Source organism: Flavobacterium magnum, from assembly GCF_003055625.1.
Classification (GTDB): domain Bacteria; phylum Bacteroidota; class Bacteroidia; order Flavobacteriales; family Flavobacteriaceae; genus Flavobacterium; species Flavobacterium magnum.
Map to the genome: position 1 here is coordinate 3,277,609 of NZ_CP028811.1, position 17,728 is coordinate 3,295,336.

Below are 17,728 nucleotides of genomic sequence, written 5' to 3' on the forward strand. Positions count from 1 at the left end.
GCACCTGGCACCCAGTCGCTTTTTACTTCTCAGCTACGATTTCGTAAGGAAGGTCAACTACCACATCTCTGTGCAAACGCACTGTAGCGTTGTATTTTCCTGTACGCTTAACGACACCGCTTGTGATGAATTTACGGTCAATCTCGTGTCCTGCCTTAGCCAAAGCTTCAGCCAGGTCGATGTTGGTGATCGAACCGAATAATTTCTCACCACCTGCTTTTGCGGTAAGCTTGATATCCAATGATTTCAGGGTTTCAGCCAAAGCTTTTGCATCGTTAACGATTTTAGCTTCTTTGTGTGCCCTTTGTTTCAGGTTTTCAGCCAAAACTTTTTTAGCTGAAGGCGTTGCCATGTGCGCAAATCCTTGAGGGATCAGGTAATTACGTCCGTAACCTGCTTTCACCGTTACGACATCGTCTTTAAAACCTAAATTCTGAACGTCTTGTTTTAAGATCAATTCCATGTTGTTGTCCTTGTTAGAGAAGTTAGGTTCCGAAAACGGAAACCAACAACTGTGTTTTTAATTATTTCAATAAATCGGCCACGTATGGCATTAAGGCCAGGTGACGTGCGCGTTTTACGGCCACAGACACTTTCCTTTGGTATTTCAGTGAAGTCCCTGTCAAACGGCGTGGAAGGATTTTCCCTTGCTCGTTCACGAATTTCAACAAGAAATCAGGATCCTTATAATCTACATATTTGATTCCGGATTTCTTGAAACGGCAATACTTCTTAGTCTTGTTGGTTTCAATGTTCAAAGGCGTAAGATATCTGATATCCCCGTCTTTTTTTCCTTTTGCTGATTGCTCTATCGTAGACATAATTATGCTTTTGTTTTGTTTTTAGCTCTTCTTCTCTCAGCCCATGAAATGGCGTGCTTGTCAAGTGTAACGGTAAGGAAACGCATTACTCTTTCGTCACGTCTGAATTCGGTTTCGAAAGCAATCAGGTGCTCGCCTGCTACCTTGAATTCAAATAAATGGTAAAAACCACTTTTTTTGTTCTGGATTTCGTAAGCCATTTTTTTCAGGCCCCAATCCTCTTTTGATACCATCTCTGCTCCTCTGCTCGTAAGAAAATCTTCGAATTTGCTTACTGTTTCCTTTACCTGAACTTCAGATAAAACGGGATTTAAGATGAAAACAGTTTCATAATGATTCATAAAAAATTATTTTAAATTGGGTGCAAAAGTAATCATTTAATTTAAATGCACAAGCACAACGGCATTATTATCGATGAAAGGCAATTTTTGACTTTAAAAATTAGTTTGTTTAAAAAATTTGATATACTTTTAAAATTCCCAAAATTTAAGAACAGAGATCTATGAAGTTGAATTGTGTAATTGTAGATGACAGCTCTATACAAAGAATGATTGTCGGAAAACTGGTCAGCAATCATCTCAACCTGAATTTAGTCGGCGAGTTTTCAAACGCACTTGAAGCGAAGAACTTTATGTCCTACACGGCGATTGACCTGCTTTTCCTGGACGTGGAAATGCCTATTGTCAGTGGATTTGACCTGCTTGATGGGCTTAAGGTAAAACCCCAGGTGATCTTCATTACATCCAAACCCGAATATGCCGTTAAGGCCTTCGACTACGACGCAACCGATTATCTGCAAAAACCGATCACGAATGCCCGTTTCGAATCTGCAATCAAACGTGCCATGAACCTCTACAATATGCAGAAGGACGCCAATGATGAAGAGGGCGACCATATTTTCATCAAGAGCAAACTGAAGAAACTTAAGATATTTACCGCCAAGATCAAATGGATCGAAGCCTATGGCGATTATGTGAAAGTGGTGACCGAAGACGAAAACCACCTCGTGCTTTCCACAATGAAATCTTTTGAGAACGACCTGCCCTCGGATCGCTTTGTGCGCGTACACAAATCCTACATTGTCAATATCGATAAGGTAGATAAATTCAACAGCAAGTTTGCCGAAATCGGTCCGACGAAAATTCCGCTCAGCCGGAACAAAAAGGAAGATCTTAAAAAGGCACTCGAGGTGACTTCCTAAAAATCCACATTCACTATTACCTTGATTGCCCTGTAAGGCGCGATGGTCTCAAAGCTGTTGAGCACCTTTCTTATACGTTTTTTAGTTTGCCCCAAAGCCTTTTCCTGTGGCATCTTCACCATTATTGTCCGAATGTACTCATTGCGTATGCGGCTCACCGACGGCTCTTCAGGACCTAAAACAGGAATGTCGAGATTTTGCCTCAACACCTCATAAAGCCAGGACGCACCTTCCCTGAGCTTTTCGAAATCGCGGTGCTTCAACGTAAGCCGTATCAATCGGAAATACGGCGGGTATTTGTAAATATGCCTTTCATAAAGCTGCTCCTTAAACATGCCTTCATAATCGTTGCGTGTGACCTGCTGGATGGTGTTGTGCATCGGGTTAAAGGTCTGGATGACGACTTTACCCTGTTTGTGCGAACGGCCGGACCTTCCCGACACCTGCACCATCATCTGGAAACTGCGTTCAAACGCCCTGAAATCGGGGTAATACAACATATTGTCGGCGTTCATGATCCCGACTAAAGAAACGTTGTCAAAATCGAGGCCTTTGGCCAGCATCTGGGTGCCGACCAGGATATCGATCTCCCGGTTCTTGAAACTGTCGATGAGTTTCTCAAAACTGTATTTGCCACGCGTGGTGTCCTGATCCATGCGCGCCGTTTTGGCATTCGGGAACAACAGCGCCAGTTCCTGCTCGATTTGCTCCGTGCCGAACCCCTTGGTGGTCAGATCGGGACTGCCGCACTGATGGCAGTTGACCGGCATGGCAATATGGTGGCCGCAATAATGGCACCGAAGTTGTCCCTTGAACTTATGGTAGGTGAGGCTAACATCACATTGGGGGCATTGCGGCACGTGCCCGCAGGTCAGGCATTCCACTACAGGCGAATAACCGCGTCGGTTCTGAAATAAGATCACCTGCTCATTCACCGACAATGCGGCTTCAATGTGGCCAATCAGGGTATCGCTGAAATGCCCCGTCATCCGTTTGCGGAAATATTTGTCCTTGATATCCACAAGCTCGATCTCAGGCATCAGCACATTCCCGAAACGCTCTGTAATTTCTGCCAGGCCATATTTTCCTGACGTGGCGTTATAATAAGTTTCCAATGAAGGCGTGGCCGATCCGAGCAACACTTTGGCCTGATGGTATGATGCCAGGACGATGGCCGCATCGCGCGCATGATAGCGTGGTGCGGGATCCTGCTGTTTGAAAGTCTGCTCGTGTTCTTCGTCAATAATAACCAGCCCCAATTGCCGGAATGGCAGGAACAGCGCCGACCGTGCGCCTATGACAATCTGGGCTTTTTCCGCATTATCGAGCACGCGGTTCCACGTTTCGACGCGCTCATTGTTGCTGTATTTGGAATGAAATACCGAAACCCTGTTTCCGAAATGCTTCTGGAGCCGGCCGACAAGCTGTGTGGTCAACGCAATTTCAGGCAATAAATACAGTACCTGTTGGCCTTCTTTAATGTACTTTTCTATGAGCCGGAAGTACATTTCGGTTTTCCCCGATGCCGTGACACCGTGAAGCAGGCAGACGTCTTTTTTCTCCAGCGCAGACACTATGTTATCCAGCGTGCTTTGCTGTGCTTTGCTCAGCAGTAACCTATCATCTCCCCTATCGTCACCAAAATCAACCCTGTCTTCTCGGATGTGGTATTCCTCGAAAATGCCTTTCTCCACCAAGCCTTTTATTACGGCAGCCGTAACGCCCGAAGTTTCGGTGAGGCGTTTGACGGCAATCGGCTTTTTCTCGGCGTTAAGCTGGAAATATCCCAGCAAGGCTTCTTTTTGTTTTTTGGCGGATTTCAGCACTTCGAGCAACGCCTGTAAGTCGGAAGCCGCATCATAATCCCGATGCAGGCGGATGTATTTCACGAGTTTTGGCGTGTACATGTCCTGTACTTCCTCGCGTATCGAAATGATGTTGTTTTCCATCATTTTCCTGATGATGGGAAATACATTCTTGCGGTTGAGCAACGGCATGACTTCGGAGACCCTCAGTGATGACTGCTGCAGCAACGCGCTGTATACAAGCAATTCCTGGTCGCTGAGCTGTTCCGGGTCACAGTTTGCGTCAGGTTTCAACGAGATCATGGTTTCACTTTCCAGCAGCAGCGCCGATGGCATCGCCCCGCGGAACACATCGCCCGGGCTGCACATATAATAGGAGGCAATCCAAAGCCAATGTGCCAGCTGGATTTCCGTCACTATAGGCTTTTCATCGAGGATCTGGCCGATGGGCCTGGCTTCGTACAATGAGGGTTCACGATCATGCAATTCTGTCACAAGGCCCGTATAAATCTTGTTTTTCCCAAATGGAACGGCAACGCGCATGCCTCTTTGCAGGAGGTTCCGTTCTTCAGCGGTGACGCTGTATGTGAAGGTCCGCGGAAGGTTTAACGGGAGGATGATTTCTGCAAAAAACATGATTCTGGGTGGCTTTTACTGATATTAGGTAACAAAAAATTATGGCTTCACGCGATGCCAGTACTGTGTTCTTCCGAACAGCGAAATCCCGATGTAACCGCGCACCTTGAGTTTGTCCTTGTTTTCGAGGTTGATGTAGCATTTGTAAAGCTTGCCGCTTTTGGGATCAAGGATTTTCCCGCCGTTGTATTCCTCGCCGTCCTTTTTGAGCCCTTTTATGATCGTCAGCCCGAGAATGGGCTTGTCCCGGTCATCGCCGGAGCAGTTGGCACAGGTCTTATTCCTGTCTTTCGGATTCAGGATTTCGAGCACGCGACCGTAAACCTTGCCGTTTTTCTCGTAAATTTCAACTACGCCGAGCGCCTTGCCGGTTTCATCGTCGATGGTTTTCCATTTCCCCGTCACCGATTGCGCAAAGAGCAACGGCGCAAAGAGCAAGGTGATAATAATGCACGATAGTTTATTCATTGACGCGTGTTTAGCCCTGATGGAAGCGGCATCCTTTTTATTTCTTCTTTAAAAATAAAAAGATACAGCGGACAGCAGGATCATGCTCCTAAAGCATCTTATTTTTCTTTTTGATACGGTTGATGGTCACATTCAGTTCAAAGCCAAGCAACAGGATCAGGCAATTGATCCAAATATAAAACATTACGATGAGAAGCGTCCCAATCGAACCATACAATTCGTTATATTTTGAAAATTTAACGACCCAGATCCCGAAAAAATAAGATGACAGGATAATCAGCGCGGTGGTAAACACGGACCCGACAGAAATGAATGCGCGTTTTGCCGTGCGTTTGGTCCCGAATTTAAACAGTATCGACACCCCGATCAGGATCATCAGCATTACAAAAATGTACCGGCTGATAACGATCAGCGGGATGTTGTCGCTGATCACATCCGGAATATTGGTGCTTTGGATAAAGACTTCGAATATCACGATGATGGCAACAGTAAGGATCAGTACGAACGTCAGCAGCAACGACATCGCGAGTGCCACCAGGTACTGCTTCAGGAAGGTGCGTTTGGCTTCTACGTGCTGTGATTTCTGGAAACCGACGAGCACCGCGTTGAGTCCGTTGGCCTGCAGGAAAATCGACAGCAGGAATCCCGATGATAACAGCCCCTGGTAGCTGTTGTGCATGATGTCGTTGATGATGGCCGCAATCGCATCATAGGTATTGGGCGGCACGCCCTCTTCGACGAATTTAAGGAAGTCTTCCTGGAATCCGGAAATGGGTATATACGGGATCAGGTTGAGGATGAACAGCAAAAACGGAAACAACGCCATGAAGAAACTGAAGGCAATGGCACTACAGCGATAAGGCAGCGCCCCTTCCCCTATCCCGGTAATGTAGAGCTCGAGCAGGTCATACAATGTAAATCCGTGCAGCCAGGGCAGCTTGATGCGCTGGGTGACATGCATGAGATTCCGGAGGATTGGGATTTTCTCGATACGGGACGATATCTGGGGTTCGGTGTTCAGGGTAATTCCAGGTTTATTTTTTAAAACGCTTTCAGGCTCAGGTCCATATTATAAACCGAATGCGTCAAGGCACCCGAAGAGATATAATCCACACCACAATCAGCATATTGCCGTATGGTATTCTCATTGATGTTTCCCGAAGATTCGGTCTGGCATTTCGATCCGATTAGCGCCACCGCCGTTCTCGTGTCCTCGAAATTGAAATTGTCAATCAGTATGCGGTGCACGCCCTCATTCAGGAGTATTTCACGAATTTCGTCCAGCGTACGGGCTTCTACGATAATCTTTAAATCGAGTCGGTTTTCCTGTAGGTAATTTTTCGTTTTCGTAATTGCCGCGGTAATTCCGCCCGCAAAATCGTTGTGGTTGTCCTTAAGCATGATCATGTCGTACAACGCAAAACGATGGTTTTCGCCGCCGCCGATAGTTACTGCCCACTTCTCTGCCGCCCTGAATCCCGGCGTAGTTTTTCGGGTATCGAGTATTTTGGTGCCGGTGCCCGAAAGCAGTTGGACGTATTGGTTGGTCTTTGTGGCAATGGCACTCATACGCTGCATCGAGTTGAGCACGACGCGCTCTGATTTCAGGATGGACTGCGAGCTGCCCGACACGTGGAAAACCACATCGCCGTATTTTACAGGCTCCCCGTCTTTAATGAATACTTCCAACTTCAACGACGGATCGACGTAGTTGAAAATCATTTCCGCGAAAGCGACACCGGCAATAATACCGTCCTGCTTCACAAGCAGCTTTGCTTTACCTTCTGCGGCAGCGGGAATGCATGCGAGCGAACTGTAATCGCCCGGCCCCACGTCTTCACGGATGGCATTTTCGATGATCAATCGTAATTCATTGTTGAACTGCGCTGGTGGAATCATGGATTTAGATTTTGTCGGGCTAAAATACGAGATAATTGGATAATGTGTCAATTAGATAACGACATTGTGAAGCGATAAATATGATATTCCCAATTTTCTGATTTTAGAATTATGTATACATTCGTAAAAAAAACACTCATGGAATACGATCCGCGCATCGACGAATACATTGAGAAGGCGCAGCCGTTTGCCCAACCCATCTTGGAGCACCTGCGCGCACTCGTGCATAAAGCCGTTCCCGAAGTGCAGGAAACCATCAAGTGGGGATTCGCGTCATTCGATTACAAGGGCCCATTCGTGACCATGGCCTCGTTTAAGAAACACGCGGTTCTTGGGTTTTGGAAATCGGCACTGCTGCAGGATCCACACGGGTATTTGGATGAAAATTCGAATAATGGCGGCGAAGCGATGGGAAACCTTGGCCGGATATGCTCGTTGAATAATCTACCGCCTGACGCCGTGATTATTGATTTCATCCGACAGGCAAAGAAACTCAATGATGACGGCATTAAGGTTCCGGCCAAACCAAAAACGCCGCAACTTCAAGCCGAGGCGCCGGATTATTTCATTGAAGTATTGAAAGCGAATCCGAAGGCATTTGAAATATTTGAGAACTGGTCGCCCGGAAAAAGAAAGGAGTATATTGTCTGGATTACCGAGGCCAAAACTGAAAAAACCCGCAATGAGCGGATGGCTACTGCTGTGGAATGGATCAGTGAAGGTAAAATCAGGAATTGGAAATACGTAAAGTAGACGGATGTCCGTGCGAAACTATTCGTAAATCCTTGCACTCATCAAAATATCGGCGAAGATTTTCCAGGAAGCCTCCTCGGCATTCATTTGGGGTTGCGTGTTGGCGTAAAACCCGTCAATGCCTTCCGCACAGTCTGCCAAAGCGCTGAGGAAATTTTCGAGATTATTATTTTCCCATTCTGGGCCGTTTGCCCTGTACTCTAGCAACAATTCATTCAGAAAGACGATGAAATCCTGCCTGGTTCTGATGTTTTTGGTCGCTTCTATCCTGGTGTCCATCATATCACAACTATTTCATTTATCAAAAAACTCTCCGAAATGCCATAGTACCCCCGAAGGGTCATGCAAAAAACATTCCCTTCCCCAGGGTTCCTCACGCACCGGGATCAACTTTACGCCCTCGTATTTTGCCGGGAGGTTTAGTGCCAGCAATTCGTTGAAGACCTTTGCCGTATCTTCCACTTCCATGAACAGCATCGTGTTGTCGATCCAGTCTTTTACATAGGCGTTCTGAAGGTAGAAACTGAAATCCTGCAGGCGGAATACCGACATTTGGGGACCCAGTGCTGTCTCTTCAAAACCGAGATCACGGTAAAATGAACGGGAGAGATTAAAATCTTTGGCGCCGATAAAAGGGCGCAGCGAATATACTTTTGTTTGCATGATCTGATTATTGGTGGGCCATTATTTCCAGTTCCTTCTGCAGCCTGTCAAAATTCTCTTCATTCTTGTCGACCACGAATTTTTTCAGCTTGTCACACTCAGCCGCAGCGTCAAAAACCATCTTAAAAGTGAGCCTGGTCCTGTCATCCTGAAGTGCCTCGAACGTCGCCTGCACGTTAAACAGCGGCTGCGAATGCCGTTTCCAGGCAATGAGTCTGGGCTCCTCAATCCGGAGAAACTCGACGACATTGTGGTAATTCCCTTTTTCAGGGCCATGCATCGTGAAGTCCCACATGCCGCCTTCGCTGAAATCAAAAGCATGGAAGGTGTTGGTAAAACCCTCAGGGCCCCACCATTTTTTCAGGTGGTCCGGCTCACGCCACGCTTTAAAAACCAGCGAGTCCGCGAATTCAAAAATCCTTGTGGTGACAATCTCACAGTCGGGCGTGGTCTCGAAGAAATTTCTCATGGTACAACTTAAATAACTTAGTGTATTGGGCGGCGAAGCGTTGGCTGTCTGATTTACTTATCGAACATCCCTGCCCTGCTTACAAATTAAACAATAAATACTTTACGAAAAAAGTCGGGGAAAAGCTATTTCAACCCCGGGCGGCTTTTCTTAATTCTTCCCTAAAAAGCAATCGCAATTCATAAATTAATGTAAATTCGCAGGGATTTAGCAAACGCGTACCAAATCCGGCGCATGTGTAATTAATTGCCAATGAATAAAGACGATATTAAGGGCATCCGTCAGTTGCTTACCTCCCCAAAAAGGATTGCGATTATTCCGCACCGAAGCCCCGATGGAGACGCGATGGGATCGACCCTGGGCCTGTACCATTTCCTGCTTAAACTCGGACACAATCCGTTTGTCATTGCCCCGAACGAATTCCCGGATTTCCTGGCGTGGCTGCCGGGCTCCGAAAAAGTATCGGTATTCGAGAAAGATAAGGAAACGGGCATACGAATGCTGCAGGAAGCGGATATCGTCTTTACGCTCGATTTCAATGCGTTGCACCGTACCGGCGAAATGGAACACACGCTCGTGACGTTGAAAGTGCCGTTCGTGATGATCGACCACCACCAGAAACCTGACAGCTACGCCACGTTCATGTACTCCGACACCACTTTTGGTTCGACATGCGAGATGCTGTATAATTTCATACGAGAGATGGACGGGGAACACTTGATTGACCGTACCATCGCCACGTGTATCTACACAGGCATTGTGACCGATTCGGGATCATTCCGCTACCCGTCCACCACAAGCGCCACGCACCGCATTGTAGCCAACCTGATTGAACTCGGGATTGATAACAGTGAAGTCCACACGCTGTTGTTTGACAACAATTCGTTTGATCGACTGCAGCTCATGGGACAGGCGTTACAGAACATGAAGGTTTTTCCTGAACATAAAACCGCGTACATTACGCTGTCGCAGAAGGAACTCGACCAGCATCATTACGTGAAAGGCGACACGGAGGGCCTCGTGAACTACGGATTATCGATTAAAGGCATTATTTTTGCTGCAATCTTTATAGAACACAGGGAAGAAAACATCATCAAGATTTCGTTTCGTTCTCAGGGTAATTTCGACGTGAACCAGTTTGCCCGGGACCATTTCAACGGCGGCGGACACATCAACGCGGCAGGTGGGAAATCATACCAAAACATGCGCGACACCATCAAGAAATTTGAAAACATCATCAAAAGCCTGTAATATGAATTGGAAACAAATAATGACAATGACATTGGGCATACTCGCGGCAGGATGTTCCCAGCAACAGGCCAGAAAACCTGTTTCGCACACCGGCGGAACTTTCATGAAGGAATCGGTGGTGCGCAACAAGAAACTCATCGCCGGCGAGGAGGCCGTTATCGATTCGATCATCAAGAGCGACACCGTAAACAAATACATCGCATCAAAAAAAGGCTATTGGTATTACTACGTGAACCAAAATACCAAAGACACGCTGCATCCTAAAAAAGGGGATGTCGCTTATTTTGACTACGAGCTCAATGACATTAAGGGTAACGTCATTTACTCTGAGGTGGAATTGCGTCCGCAGGTGTATCACGTCGACAAGCAGAACATCATGATGGGCATGCGGGACGGCATCAAACTAATGAAGAAAAATGAAAAGGTCACCTTCCTTTTCCCTTCGCATATGGGCTACGGTTACCACGGCGACAACAAGCGCATCGGACCCAACACGCCGCTGATATGTACCATCGCGCTCAACGACTTTAAACCGGATCCGGGCAACGCTGCCCAGAAAACCGGAACCCAAACACAAGTAAAACCCCTATTAGATAAACCATGAGGAAACTGATCTTATTATTTGCCTGCATCAGCTTGTTTTCGTGCCAGGATGAGCACAGTAAATTGCAGGACGGCCTTTATGCTGATATTGAAACCGTAAAAGGCCACATCGTGATCGATCTTGAATTCGTAAGGGCGCCGGTCACGGTAGCCAATTTTGTTACGCTGGCCGAAGGGAAAAACCCCTATGTATCGGCGAACCTGAAAGGAAAACCATTTTACGACGGATTGAAGTTCCACCGTGTCGAGCCTAATTTTGTCATTCAGGGCGGAGACCCCGACGGGAACGGTTCTGGTGGTCCGGGTTACAAATTCATTGATGAGATTACCGACTTAAAGCATGACCGCGCCGGAACGCTTTCGATGGCCAATTCAGGCCCCGGAACAAATGGCAGCCAGTTTTTCATCACCCATCAGGAAACGCCGCATCTCGACGGCAGGCATACCGTATTCGGTTATGTCGTGGGAAATGGCATGGAAACGGTCAATAAAATCGTAAAAGATGATGGGATTATTTCTGTGAAGATCATCCGGAAAGGGGCGGCAGCAAAGAAATTCGACGCCGTAAAAGTCTTCACCGATTATTTTGTCAGGGAAGCCGAAAACAAAAAGAAGGAGGCTCAGATGAAAGCACTTGAGCAACAGGAATATGAGAAAAAATACAGTGCGGTGATCGCTAAAAAGAAAGCCTATTTTGAAAGCCTGAAAGGGGCTGTAAGAACTACCGCTTCAGGATTGCAGTACAAGACCGTTGCCGCAGGCAATGGGAAAAAGCCAAATATGAACTCGACGGTGTACATCAATTACGCCGGATATTTCTCAAATGCCGTAATCCTTGATACCAACATCGAGGCGACGGCCAACCAATTCGGGAAATTCAACGAAACCCGTAAGATGGAAGGCGGCTACAACCCGATGCCTTTCCAGTACGGCCGGAAAACAGGGCTGATCCCGGGCTTTATTGAAGGCATTGAATTGATGTCGATTGGCGAAAAGGCGGTATTCTTTGTCCCTGCCGCATTAGGCTACGGCGAAGCGGGCTCAGAGGACGGATTTATTCCACCCAATGCCGACCTGATCTTCGAATTGGAATTGCTTGATAAAGTTCAGAAATAAGCATGTAACAAAGGGACAACTCCTGAAAATCCCGCATAGTGCAAACAGAGTAAGGGTACAAAACATTCAAAAATGAAAATCAGACTGATGGCACTGCTGTTCTTAGCGATGACAGCCGGCCTATCCGCGCAGGTTAAGAAACCCGTTGCAACGAAGACGACAACAAAAACGACAACGACAAAAAAAGCAGTGGTACCGGTTAAAAAAACCGTACCTGTAAAAAGTATGGCAACGGCCGCCGGTGACGGCATCTTTGCTGAAATGGAAACCTCAAGGGGTAAAATTGTTTTGAATCTCGAATACCAGAAAGTGCCGATTACCGTAGCCAATTTCATTTCGCTTGCAGAAGGCACCAATACTTTCGTCACCACGCCGGACCGCAAAGGAGTCCCTTTTTTCGACGGCCTGAAATTCCATCGCGTAATCGCCGATTTTATGATCCAGGGTGGGGATCCGAATGGCAACGGATCTGGCAGTCCCGGTTACAAATTCAAGGATGAGGAAACAACGGATGTTTTTGACAAGGCCGGCGTACTCGCCATGGCCAACTCCGGACCCGCTACAAACGGAAGCCAGTTTTTCATCACGCACAAGGACACGCCGTGGCTTAACCACAAGCACACCATCTTCGGGCATGTAGTTACCGGACAGGACGTGGTGAATGCGATCAAACAGGACGACCTGATTAAAAGCGTCACTATCGTAAGGAAAGGGGCGGCTGCCAAAGCATTTAATGCCCTGAAGGTATTTTCAGATTACTATGCCAACCAGGCGGAAGAAGATAAAAAGCAAGCCGCTATAGCCGCGGAAGCCAAAAAGAAGAAAGACGAGGAAGCCGCAGCCGCTAAGAAAGCTTACATGGCCCAGTATGGCCCGGCGATCAATGCCAAATTAGCGGAATTTGCCAGGCTCAGGGCCGCCTCGACAAAAACGGACAGCGGATTGCAATACGTGCTTGTGAAAGGAAATGGGGCAAAACCAGCCGAGGGCACCAATGTATTTGTGCACTATTCGGGTTTCTTCGAAGACGGCACATTGTTCCAGAGCAGCCACGCAGATGTAAGCAAGACCTTCGGTAAATATGAAGAGTCGCAAGCAGCTAACTATCAACCATTCCCTTTCTCATACGGTGCAAAACAAGGATTGATTCCCGGTTTCCTTGAAGTTTTGAACCTGATGTCGATTGGCGATAAGGTTACCGTGTTCATCCCGTCAAATCTGGGTTACGGAGGTCGCGGTTACGGCGGCGCGATCCCACCGAATGCAAACCTGATTTTTGAAATCGAATTATTGTATAAACAATAAACAAAAAAAAGGGTTTACGATTTGTAAGCCCTTTTGTTTTATGCTATTTCTTCCTTACCGGGAACTTCCAGTCAAACTCGTCCCTGTCATTGATGATGGCACCTATTTCAACTTTTGTCACTTCCGCAAACTCTGCCTGAAGAATGAGCCAATTGGTTTCATCAAAATGATTTTCAGCCAGATCAAACTCCTCCGTTTCCCATTTGGTGATGCCGTGCGCCAGCAACACCTGCCTGACTTCGCTAATGTTCCTGCCCACTATCTTTTCTCCGAACAGCTGTAAACCTGGATGCGCTGCAATAACGTATCCCAGCCTGAACTCCTCGTCCTCATAAAACGTCAAACGGCATTTCAGCTCGTAATACAGCTGGATGACATTCCCGTCTTCGTCCCGAAACTCCTTGTCAGGCTTACCATAAATGGCCGCTACATCCGGACTTTTCATTCCGAATAACAACTTATCTATACCGTTTTTGGGGTAAATATTCATGCCTTTTAGTTTTCGCAAAGATAAGTCCGATTTATACAATTCCCGAATATGTTACAGGATTTCCACTTTTAAAAACCAATTTCCGTGTTATGACGTAGCTTTAAGTAACATATCACTATTAACCTTTAATAATCGGAAAATTATGCAACAAAATTTCTTAGCTAAAAAATTGTGGCTTGGAACCGTGCTTTTACTAAACGGCTTCCTGATGCAGGCGCAACTCGTTACCAGCCCTGCAGATGACGGCTCTGACGGTACACTCCGTACCGAAATTGCCGATGCACCCGCTGGCGGCATCATTACATTCGCCCTCAATGTGACGAATGTTACGCTCACGGCAGGCCAGATTACGATCGACAAGTCGCTTACCATTACCGGCAACGGCATCTCAAACACCACGATTGATGGCGGCGCCAATGGCAGGATTTTCGAAATTACCGCAGGCACCGTACTGATCAACGACATCATCCTGACGAACGGAGTCGCTGACAATGGCGGTGCACTGCATGTATCCGATGCATCGGCTACCATCAATAACGTGACCATCCTGAATAACATAGCCAACGGCGCAAGTGGCAGCGGTGGCGGAATTTACGTTGGCACCGGCGGAACCTTAAATGTTTCCGGAAGTACGATAGCCGGCAATCGCGCCAACCGCGCAGGCGGCGGAATCGAAATTGTCGCCGGGACGTCACTGACGCTGACCAACGTAAGCCTGAACAACAACAATGCCGGTGTCTCCCCTGCCACAGCCGCTCCTGGAAATGGCGGTGGCCTGCATGTAACCGGCAATGCGACCGTCATGATTACCGGCGGTACTGTTAACAACAATATCGCTGCCGCAGAAGGTGGCGGATTGTGGAACGGCTCCGGGATGATGACCGTAAACGCAACGGCCATCATTGGTAACACTGCATCGGGAGCGCTGGCAGATAATGGCGGTGGCGGTATCTACAACCTGAACGGCGGGATACTGAATATCCAGAATGCCAACATTGCCGACAATGACGCGGATGGTGCTGCAGGAAGCGGTGGCGGTATCCTTAACGATGTAGGTGCGACGCTCACGGTTTCTGATTCTTTCATCACCGGAAACACATCAAACCGTGCCGGTGGTGGGATTGAAAACAACGCCGGAACGGTAACGCTCACAAACGTAAACCTTAACGGAAATACGACATTCACAACGCCCGGGAATGGAGGCGGACTTCACGTCACTGCAGCCGGAACAGTGACCATTAACGGCGGAACGGTAAACACCAATACCGCAGGTGCAGAAGGAGGCGGACTGTGGAATGGCACGGGAACCATGACCGTAACTGGTACCACGATTTCCGGTAATACAGCCAGCGGCGCAGCGGCCGATCAGGGTGGCGGCGGCATTTACAACCTGAACGGCGGTACCCTGGTTATCGAAGGGGCTTCCATCAGCAATAATGTGGCCAACGGCACGCTCGGAAGCGGTGGCGGAATCCTCAACGACGTGGGTTCGCAACTATCTGTCACCGACTCGTCAATTACGGGAAATACGGCGGTTCGGGCCGGCGGCGGTATTGAAGACAATTCAGGAACAAGCACCATTTTGCTGTCAAACGTCAATCTTAACGGAAACAGCGTTTCAGGACCTCCAGGCAATGGAGGCGGATTGCACATTACCGGCGGAGGAAACGCAACCATCACAGGCGGAACGGTCAACAACAACACCGCTGCCGCGGAAGGAGGCGGATTGTGGAATGGTACCGGTACCATGACCATAAACGGAACAGTAATCGGGGGCAACACGGCCAGCGGCGGCGGCGCAGATCAGGGCGGCGGCGGAATCTATAACTTAAACGCCGGTACATTGGTCATCATGAATGCCACAATCAGCGGCAATAATGCCAATGGGACGCTGGGAAGCGGTGGTGGAATCCTGAACGATGTCGGATCACAGTTGTCTGTCACCAATTCTGAGATTAGCGGAAATACCGCGGTCCGCGCAGGCGGTGGTATCGAAGACAATTCGGGTACAAGTACCATCATCTTAACCGATGTAACCTTAAATGGAAATACTGTCTCGGGACCTCCGGGCAATGGTGGCGGACTGCACATCACCGGAGCAGGAAGTGCAACAATTACAGGTGGTACCGTAAACGGTAATACGGCAGCCCTCGAAGGGGGCGGACTTTGGAACGGTTCAGGTACGATGACTGTGCAAGGGACAGAAATTAATGGGAATATCGCAATGGGTGCAGCTGCCGACGACGGCGGTGGTGCCATCTTCAATACCGCAGGGACATTAAATGTAAGTGACGCGGTAATTGCAGGAAACAGGGCGACCGGAACCAGCGGCAGCGGTGGCGGTATATTCAGCATGGCCGGGACTGTGACGGTCGAAGACAGTATGCTCGACACCAATTCGGCTAACCGTGCGGGCGGCGGCATTGAGGTTGTGAATGGCACACTTATGATCACCGATTCTGACCTGGTTAACAATGATGTGGATGGCACGGCAGGTAGCCCGAACCCAGGAAACGGAGGTGCATTGCACATTACCGGAGCCGCGACAACAACCATCACGGGCGGAACCGTCAATGGCAATGACGCACGCCGCGAAGGCGGCGGATTGTGGAACCAGGCAGGCAGCATCATGACAGTCAACAATGTGACGATTGACGCCAATACGGCCAGCGGACCTGATGTGGCGCATGGTGGTGGTGGTATCTTTAATAATGGCGGTGATCTTTTCGTAAATAATTCGACCCTTTCAAACAACACGGCTGACGGCGCCCTTGGAAACGGTGGTGGACTCCACGTTAAAACAGGGACAGCGACTGTACTTTTAAGCACCATCTCCGGAAACACTTCGCTAAACAATGGCGGCGGTTTGTATAACAATGCCACGTTGTCTGTCAATGCTTCAACCATTGCCAATAACGACGCTGCGATGAGTGGTGGTGGTATTGCCAATAACAGCGCTCTGTCGGTTACATTGAAAAACACCATTGTTGCCACCAATGCAGCCACAACAGGATTTGACGTGTCAAACAATACCGGAACTTTTGTTTCTAGCGGATACAACCTGATCGGGCAGGATGATAGTGATGTGTTCCCAAATCAGGGTACCGATATGGAGGGAACAGCGAGCCTGCTGATCAATCCGTTGCTTGGTGCTTTGGGTGACAACGGTGGAGACACTTTCACCCACGCGTTGCTCGCAGGCAGTCCTGCTTACAATATGGGTGATCCTGCGGACCTGTTCAATGATCAGGCGGGCAATGGCGTTTTCGCCGACAGAAGGGACATTGGCGCCTATGAGGCCCAAACCGTTTTAGGGGTTGCTGACATTACGCTGAATAATTCAAGAAAGAGTATGATTTATCCAAACCCTTCAAATAATGGCATGGTTAACATCGCATTTGCCACTGACGGTGAAGTTTCGGCGTCGATTATCGAAGTGGGTTCGGGGAAAATGGTAAAACAACTGCAACTTAGCAATATGTCGAATCAGGTAAGCCTGGGCAATTTTGCTTCAGGCGTTTATATCGTACAATTGGTTTCCGACGATTTTACTGAAACACATAAGTTGATTATCGGAAGGTAACAATCGACCTGCTGATCTCAATGAAGCCTCCGGACAAACTGTTCGGGGGCTTTTTTTATAGCATTTTTTTAAGGTTCTGCTTCACTTCGGAAATCCATTCATCTTTCAAAATGCTCAACACGATACTGTCTCTCCTGCCCCCTTCGGCTTTGGGCATATTCGACCGCAGGACGCCATCGACCTTGCAACCGATGCTTTTCATGGCGGCGATACTGCGGGCATTATTATGATCTGCGCGAAACTCCACGCGTTCCATTGCGAGTTGCTCAAACGCATACTGGAGCAGCAGGAATTTGCAATGCCGGTTCAGGCCGGTACCCTGAAAATCCTTTCCGTACCAGGTGTACCCGAGCTGCAGCGTCGACAGCGAAAACTGCATGTCGTAAAAACGGGTACTTCCCGCATATTTCCCGGCTTTCTTGTCGAATACGATAAATGGAAATTCCATTTTATTGTCGCGGGCCCGTAACGCGATACGGATATAATTTTCAAGGTTTGCCTTTCCATTGGCGCGTACCAGGGAAAAGTACCAGATATCGGGTTCGTGTTCGGAAAAGTAAAGCAGGTTTTCCACATCGGAAAACTGCAGCGGACGGAGCAGCACGCGCTCGTCTTCGAGGATCAATTCCGATTAAACTCGAAATCGTCATTCATGGATGGTTCAT

19 protein-coding genes are annotated in these 17,728 nt (G+C 48.1%); 7 read left to right on the forward strand and 12 right to left on the reverse strand.

Annotated elements, in window-relative coordinates; translation table 11 throughout:
- Positions 1 to 22: 22 nt before the first annotated feature.
- From rplI to rpsF, 3 genes are all read right to left on the reverse strand, one after another.
- Positions 23 to 463: a 50S ribosomal protein L9 gene (gene rplI / locus HYN48_RS14375; RefSeq protein WP_108372934.1), complete on the reverse strand. Its 441-nt coding sequence runs from the start codon at positions 461 to 463 to the stop codon at positions 23 to 25.
- A gap of 61 nt (positions 464 to 524) precedes the next feature.
- The gene (gene rpsR / locus HYN48_RS14380; protein WP_020211613.1) at positions 525 to 821 is read right to left on the reverse strand and encodes a 30S ribosomal protein S18; all 297 of its coding nucleotides are present in this window, start codon (positions 819 to 821) and stop codon (positions 525 to 527) included.
- 2 nt (positions 822 to 823) lie between these two features.
- Positions 824 to 1,162, reverse strand: a complete 339-nt coding sequence (gene rpsF, locus HYN48_RS14385) for a 30S ribosomal protein S6 (RefSeq protein WP_108372937.1) — start codon at positions 1,160 to 1,162, stop codon at positions 824 to 826.
- Between the two features lie 161 nt (positions 1,163 to 1,323).
- Here rpsF and HYN48_RS14390 point away from each other — a divergent pair, with 161 nt between their 5' ends.
- Positions 1,324 to 2,022 carry a LytR/AlgR family response regulator transcription factor gene (locus HYN48_RS14390; protein ID WP_108372940.1) on the forward strand — a complete coding sequence of 233 codons (699 nt, stop codon included), beginning with the start codon at positions 1,324 to 1,326 and terminating at the stop codon, positions 2,020 to 2,022.
- Here HYN48_RS14390 and priA read toward each other — a convergent pair.
- From priA to nadC, 4 genes are all read right to left on the reverse strand, one after another.
- On the reverse strand, positions 2,019 to 4,463 hold the full coding sequence (gene priA, locus HYN48_RS14395) for a replication restart helicase PriA (RefSeq protein ID WP_108372942.1): 2,445 nt from the start codon (positions 4,461 to 4,463) through the stop codon (positions 2,019 to 2,021). The genes HYN48_RS14390 and priA overlap by 4 nt on opposite strands.
- Positions 4,464 to 4,502: 39 nt before the next feature.
- A complete protein-coding gene (locus HYN48_RS14400) occupies positions 4,503 to 4,931 on the reverse strand; it encodes a DUF2147 domain-containing protein (RefSeq protein ID WP_108372944.1) in 429 nt (142 codons plus the stop codon).
- Positions 4,932 to 5,019: 88 nt separating this feature from the next.
- A complete protein-coding gene (locus HYN48_RS14405) occupies positions 5,020 to 5,892 on the reverse strand; it encodes a YihY/virulence factor BrkB family protein (protein ID WP_108372946.1) in 873 nt (290 codons plus the stop codon).
- Positions 5,893 to 5,972: 80 nt separating this feature from the next.
- On the reverse strand, positions 5,973 to 6,830 hold the full coding sequence (gene nadC / locus HYN48_RS14410; protein WP_108372948.1) for a carboxylating nicotinate-nucleotide diphosphorylase: 858 nt from the start codon (positions 6,828 to 6,830) through the stop codon (positions 5,973 to 5,975).
- Positions 6,831 to 6,968: 138 nt separating this feature from the next.
- Here nadC and HYN48_RS14415 point away from each other — a divergent pair, with 138 nt between their 5' ends.
- Complete coding sequence (locus tag HYN48_RS14415; RefSeq protein ID WP_219909593.1) at positions 6,969 to 7,583, forward strand: YdeI/OmpD-associated family protein; 615 nt, start codon at positions 6,969 to 6,971, stop codon at positions 7,581 to 7,583.
- 18 nt (positions 7,584 to 7,601) lie between these two features.
- Here HYN48_RS14415 and HYN48_RS14420 read toward each other — a convergent pair whose 3' ends face one another.
- From HYN48_RS14420 to HYN48_RS14430, 3 genes are read right to left on the reverse strand one after another with little or no spacing between them, the layout of a single operon-like run.
- Complete coding sequence (locus HYN48_RS14420; protein WP_219909595.1) at positions 7,602 to 7,865, reverse strand: DUF7660 family protein; 264 nt, start codon at positions 7,863 to 7,865, stop codon at positions 7,602 to 7,604.
- A gap of 12 nt (positions 7,866 to 7,877) precedes the next feature.
- On the reverse strand, positions 7,878 to 8,246 hold the full coding sequence (locus HYN48_RS14425) for a VOC family protein (RefSeq protein ID WP_108372952.1): 369 nt from the start codon (positions 8,244 to 8,246) through the stop codon (positions 7,878 to 7,880).
- A 7-nt stretch (positions 8,247 to 8,253) separates the two neighbouring features.
- The gene (locus HYN48_RS14430; RefSeq protein ID WP_108372954.1) at positions 8,254 to 8,715 is read right to left on the reverse strand and encodes an SRPBCC family protein; all 462 of its coding nucleotides are present in this window, start codon (positions 8,713 to 8,715) and stop codon (positions 8,254 to 8,256) included.
- A gap of 252 nt (positions 8,716 to 8,967) precedes the next feature.
- On the opposite strand from HYN48_RS14430, the gene HYN48_RS14435 reads away from it, so the two are divergent.
- The 4 genes from HYN48_RS14435 (at position 8,968) to HYN48_RS14450 (ending at position 12,990) form a co-directional block, all read left to right on the forward strand.
- Entirely contained in the window at positions 8,968 to 9,966 is a 999-nt protein-coding gene (locus tag HYN48_RS14435) for a DHH family phosphoesterase (RefSeq protein ID WP_108372957.1), read from the forward strand.
- Position 9,967: 1 nt separating this feature from the next.
- Positions 9,968 to 10,570: a gliding motility-associated peptidyl-prolyl isomerase GldI gene (gene gldI / locus HYN48_RS14440; RefSeq protein ID WP_108372959.1), complete on the forward strand. Its 603-nt coding sequence runs from the start codon at positions 9,968 to 9,970 to the stop codon at positions 10,568 to 10,570.
- Complete coding sequence (locus HYN48_RS14445) at positions 10,567 to 11,685, forward strand: peptidylprolyl isomerase (RefSeq protein ID WP_108372962.1); 1,119 nt, start codon at positions 10,567 to 10,569, stop codon at positions 11,683 to 11,685. Before gldI ends, HYN48_RS14445 begins: the two co-directional genes overlap by 4 nt.
- A gap of 72 nt (positions 11,686 to 11,757) precedes the next feature.
- A complete protein-coding gene (locus HYN48_RS14450) occupies positions 11,758 to 12,990 on the forward strand; it encodes a peptidylprolyl isomerase (RefSeq protein ID WP_108372964.1) in 1,233 nt (410 codons plus the stop codon).
- 43 nt (positions 12,991 to 13,033) lie between these two features.
- Here the strand turns inward: HYN48_RS14450 and HYN48_RS14455 are convergent, their stop codons facing one another.
- Positions 13,034 to 13,480, reverse strand: coding sequence for a hypothetical protein (locus HYN48_RS14455; protein WP_108372966.1), 447 nt, complete (start codon positions 13,478 to 13,480; stop codon positions 13,034 to 13,036).
- Positions 13,481 to 13,622: 142 nt separating this feature from the next.
- Between HYN48_RS14455 and HYN48_RS14460 the strand changes: the two genes are divergently transcribed.
- Complete coding sequence (locus HYN48_RS14460) at positions 13,623 to 17,063, forward strand: beta strand repeat-containing protein (protein ID WP_181248483.1); 3,441 nt, start codon at positions 13,623 to 13,625, stop codon at positions 17,061 to 17,063.
- 55 nt (positions 17,064 to 17,118) lie between these two features.
- Here the strand turns inward: HYN48_RS14460 and HYN48_RS14465 are convergent, their stop codons facing one another.
- On the reverse strand, positions 17,119 to 17,688 hold the full coding sequence (locus HYN48_RS14465) for a GNAT family N-acetyltransferase (RefSeq protein WP_108372970.1): 570 nt from the start codon (positions 17,686 to 17,688) through the stop codon (positions 17,119 to 17,121).
- Between the last annotated feature and the right edge of the window lie 40 nt (positions 17,689 to 17,728).